Here is a 4,363-nt window from a genome sequence, read left to right as displayed (position 1 = left end):
CCGCGCGACGGTGATGCGCCAGGTGGCCGTGCACACCCTGCGGCGTCGGTGGCGCCGGGAAGTGTTGTGGAACGGCAACATCGAACCACCCCTGCACACGGTCTTCACCGACCCGGCGCACATCGTACGGTGGGCGTGGTCGACGCATCCCCTGACGGCGCAGCGGGTCGCCGAGGTCGTCGCGCGGCGACCCGAATTTCCCGTGATCCGGCTGACCGGCCGGCGCGAGGTCGACGCCTGGGTTCGGCAGCTTCGTCCCGTCGAGTAGTCGAGGCGCCGCCGATCCAGGGCATGTCTCCCATTCCCCGACGGATCGGGAGGCACGCCCTAATCGGGCCGTTCGGCGATACGTTTGATCGCCTCCATACGGCGATCCCACTGCCGCCCGATGGCGTCGAGTTCATCGGCGAGCCTGCCGAGCGGGGTGCCGATCGCCCGGTATCGGATCTCTCGCCCCACCCGGACCGACTCCACGAATCCGGCGTCGGCCAGCACGGACAGGTGCTTGGCGATGGCCTGCCTGCTGACCGGAAGCCGGTCCGCCAGCGCACTCGCGGACAGGTCCTCGGCGCCGATCTGCGTGAGGATGTTCCAGCGGGTCTCGTCGGCGAGTACCGCCAGCACCACCGGAACATCCTTGGACATGTCACTCACCGTGCTTCCACGTACTCCACGAGGTCGCCCAGTTCGGCTTGCCAGCCCTCGACGTTGCCGTCGTGAGCCGATCGCGGTTCGGCGAGCTCCTCGAAACCCGTCTCCACCAACGTCAAGCGGGTACCGCCGTCGATCTCGGCGAGGTCGAACCGCACCAGCGTGGAGTTTCCCGGCACAGGGTCGGCGTTCGATTCACGTGCCCACCGGTAGATCAGGGTCTTCGGTTCGTCCACGTGCTCGACCAGCACGCGGAACGGGCCTTCGTCGTGATTCGTCCAGCCGAAACTTCCTGTACCTCCGGGTCTCGGATCGAATTCTGCTGTGTCACCGAACCATTGGGCGATCAGCTCCGGTTCGGTCAGGGCGGCCCACACCTTGGTGATCGGGGCCTCGATATCGATACTGCGGGTGATGTCGAGAGATGCCATGACTTCCTCCGTGGTAGATGATTTGCAACTCCAGAGTTGCACATGCCCGGGCGCACTGCAACCCCCAAGTTGCATTTCTTCCACCAGGACCACGAAGCCGCACCCCGCTGGTTAGCCTGGGACGATGAGCACTCCCGAGATCACGCTGAATTCCGGAACGACCATCCCGCAGCTCGGCCTGGGAGTCTGGCAGGCCACCGACGAGCAGACCGAGCACATCGTGCGGTTCGCGATCGACGAAGCCGGCTACCGGCACATCGACACCGCCGCCGCGTACGGCAACGAGGCGGGCGTCGGGCGCGGCCTCGCGTCGTCGTCGGTCCCCCGCGAAGACCTGTTCGTCACCACCAAGCTGTGGAACTCCGACCAGGGCTACGAACCCGCCCTGGCGGCGATCGACGCGAGCCTGGAACGGCTCGGTCTCGACTACGTCGACCTGTATCTCGTGCACTGGCCGCTGCTCGACGACCAGCGCCTGCTGCGCACGTGGGATGCGATGGAGGAGATCGCATCCTCGGGGAAGGCGAAGGCGGTCGGCGTCTGCAACTTCGAGCCGCGGCACCTGAAGCTGCTCGCCGATCGCGGCGGCCTGCTTCCCGCCGTCGACCAGGTCGAACTGCACCCCCACCTGCCGCAGGAGGAGATCCGCGCGACCGCCGCCGAACTCGGTATCGCCGTCGAATCCTGGAGTCCGCTCGGCGGCACCAGCGGTTCCGGGTGGGGTCCGGCATCCAAGCCGAACACGCTGCTCACGGATCCGATGATCACGCGCATCGCCGACCGGCACAGCAAGACGCCGGCGCAGGTCCTGATCCGGTGGCACCTGCAGAACGGGCTGATCGTCATTCCGAAGTCGGTGCACGAGCAACGGATCGCGCAGAACATCGACGTGTTCGATTTCGAACTGTCCGAACTGGACCTGAGCGAGATCGCGACTCTCGACGACGGCACCCGGGTGGGGATGCACCCGGACGAGATGAACCTGGGAGCGCCGTAAGGTCTTGCGTTCGCCGCACCCGGACCCAATAGTGGAACGTGTTCTCATTTCTGATCCGAGCGTTCCACGATTCTCCGGGAAGGCACACATGAGCGACACCACCGGCACGCACCTCGTCCTCGGCAGGAAGGTCGCGATGCCCGTGCAGGTCCGGACCGCGACCGCCTTCATGGCGATGTACTCGGTACCCACAGCACCGGCGCAGGCGCTGATCGCCGGCAGCGGCCTCGAGATTCTGCAGTACCGGCCCGGACACGGCCTCTGCACCCTCGTGTTCGTCGACTACGTCGACGGAGATCTCGGGCCCTACAACGAATTCGGCGTGTGCTTCCTCGTCCGCGACCACAACCGGCGCGGCGGCACGGTGCTGCAGGACCTCCGCGAACTCGGGTCCGGCGGCGCCGGTGCGCTCATCCACCGACTGCCCGTCGACGGCGACTTCACGCTCGCCGCCGGCCGCGGTATCTGGGGATTCCCGAAGATCCTCGCCGACTTCGACACCGACCATCACAGCGCCACCAAACGCGCGTCGGTGTCCGTGGACGACCGGCTCATCGCGGAACTGACCGTCGCCCGGGGTATTCCGGTTCCGGGGGCGGGTGCGACGGCGTCCGTCGCCGCGTACTCGTTCCTGGACGCGGTGACGCGCCGCACGAGCTGGGACATGAACCCGTCCGGAATGCGGACACGGATCGGGGGTGCCACGCTGCGGCTGGGGACGCACCCGATCGCCGACGAGCTGCGGTCGCTGGGGCTCCCCAAGCGTGCGCTGGTGTCGTCGTCGATCGGGAATCTGGCGATGACGTTCGGGGACGCCGTGGAAGTGCCGGCGCGGTAGCCTCCCCCTTCTTTCCGAGCGAATGTATCGTTCGTCTCCTTCAATCGATCGAACGTACCGTTCGCTCGAGCTACGAGGCACGGTCCGGTCCCATAAGCGGGCGCGCTGCTGCGCACCCCGGCGTCCCCGTTTCCGGCGTTCGTTCGGCAGAGTGGACCCTGCAGCAAACTCGCTCGAAAGGACTCTCAATGATCCCCGCCGTCGACGGCTTCATCTCGCTCACCGGAAGCATCGGTGTCAAAGACAACCGTCCCGACTTCGCGCTTCTCGGCGTGACCACCCCCGATGTCGCCTCCGCTGCGGTGTTCACCCGGTCCCGCTTCGCCGGCCCGAGTGTGCGTCTCGACCGTGAGGTCGATCTGTCGGCGCTCCGCGGAGTCGTCGTCGTGTCGGGCAACGCGAATGTCGCAACCGGAGAGCAGGGACTCGCGGATGCCCGGACACTCCGGGCCTGGGCGGCAGACCGCCTCGGATGCCCGGCCGAGCAGGTTCTGGTCGCCTCGACCGGCGTCATCGGGGTGTTGTACCCGATGGAACGCATGCTCGCGGGAATGGACGCCCTTCCCGCGCCCGGACCCGCCGATCTCGGCGCGGTCGCCGAGGCGATCATGACGACGGATACGCGCTCCAAGTGTGCGTTCCGTACGGTCGGGAACGCGACGGTGGTCGGGGTGGCCAAGGGTGTCGGCATGATGGAACCGAATATGGCGACGATGCTGTCGTTCATCGCGACCGACGCGCAGCTCGCCCCGGACGCCCTCGATCGCATCTTCCGCTCGGTCGTCGACCGCACCTACAACGCGGTCAGCGTCGATTCCGACACCTCGACATCGGACACCGCTGCCGTGTTCGCGTCCGGGGCGGCCGGGCCCGTCGACCCGACCGAGTTCGAAGCGGCGCTGCTCGAGGTGTGCACCGAGCTCGTGCGGATGATCGCCTCGGACGGTGAGGGCGCCAGCAAGCTCATCGAGGTCCGGGTCACCGGTGCCCGCGACGATGCGCAGGCCAAGCTCGTCGCCAAGGCGGTCGTGAACTCCCCGCTCGTCAAGACGGCCGTGCACGGCGCCGACCCGAACTGGGGCCGGGTGGCGATGGCCGTGGGGAAGTGCGAATCCGAAACCGACATCCTCGAGGAGAACGTGCGGATCGCATTCGGAGGGCTCGAAACCTATCCGGTCCCGGCATCACCCGAACGTCTCGCCGCTCTCCAGGAGTACCTCGGGGGTGACGAGGTGGTCATCGAGGTGGATCTGGGCATCGCCGCGGGCGAGTTCACCGCCTACGGCTGCGATCTGACGGAAGGCTACATCCGCATCAACGCGGACTACACCACGTAGCCGCCCCACCCGGGCGAGCCCCTCCCGTTTCCGAGCGAGCGGTACATTCGTCTCCTTCACGGGCTGTTGCAGAATCGCGGGTCGGTCTCGCCGTGACGCGGCGGGGCCG

The 4,363-nt window shown here is 67.2% G+C and carries 5 protein-coding genes and 1 pseudogene; 4 read left to right on the top strand and 2 right to left on the bottom strand.

Translation table 11 applies throughout. The annotated features are described in order from the left end of the window. Nucleotides 1–268: pseudogene (locus I0Q12_RS32520) on the top strand (AAA family ATPase); the annotation flags it as partial. A 59-nt stretch (nt 269–327) separates the two neighbouring features. Here the strand turns inward: I0Q12_RS32520 and I0Q12_RS09630 are convergent. Beyond that, on the bottom strand, nt 328–645 hold the full coding sequence (locus I0Q12_RS09630; RefSeq protein WP_197251713.1) for a helix-turn-helix transcriptional regulator: 318 nt from the start codon (nt 643–645) through the stop codon (nt 328–330). 5 nt (nt 646–650) lie between these two features. After that, nucleotides 651–1,082 carry an SRPBCC family protein gene (locus I0Q12_RS09625; RefSeq protein ID WP_197251712.1) on the bottom strand — a complete coding sequence of 144 codons (432 nt, stop codon included), beginning with the start codon at nt 1,080–1,082 and terminating at the stop codon, nt 651–653. Between the two features lie 124 nt (nt 1,083–1,206). Here I0Q12_RS09625 and I0Q12_RS09620 point away from each other — a divergent pair, with 124 nt between their 5' ends. The 3 genes from I0Q12_RS09620 to argJ all read left to right on the top strand — a co-directional run bounded on the left by I0Q12_RS09620 (nt 1,207) and on the right by argJ (nt 4,254). Next, nucleotides 1,207–2,079 (top strand): aldo/keto reductase, encoded by an 873-nt coding sequence (locus I0Q12_RS09620; RefSeq protein WP_197251711.1) that lies wholly within the window; start codon nt 1,207–1,209, stop codon nt 2,077–2,079. Nucleotides 2,080–2,167: 88 nt separating this feature from the next. Beyond that, nucleotides 2,168–2,917: an acetoacetate decarboxylase family protein gene (locus I0Q12_RS09615; protein WP_197251710.1), complete on the top strand. Its 750-nt coding sequence runs from the start codon at nt 2,168–2,170 to the stop codon at nt 2,915–2,917. A 188-nt stretch (nt 2,918–3,105) separates the two neighbouring features. Then, nucleotides 3,106–4,254, top strand: coding sequence for a bifunctional glutamate N-acetyltransferase/amino-acid acetyltransferase ArgJ (gene argJ, locus I0Q12_RS09610; protein WP_197251709.1), 1,149 nt, complete (start codon nt 3,106–3,108; stop codon nt 4,252–4,254). Nucleotides 4,255–4,363: the final 109 nt, after the last annotated feature.

Source organism: Rhodococcus sp. CX (assembly GCF_015865005.1).
Lineage (GTDB): Bacteria > Actinomycetota > Actinomycetes > Mycobacteriales > Mycobacteriaceae > Rhodococcus.
Note: the sequence above shows the minus strand (reverse complement) of the source record. Positions and strands in the feature narration are given on the sequence as shown.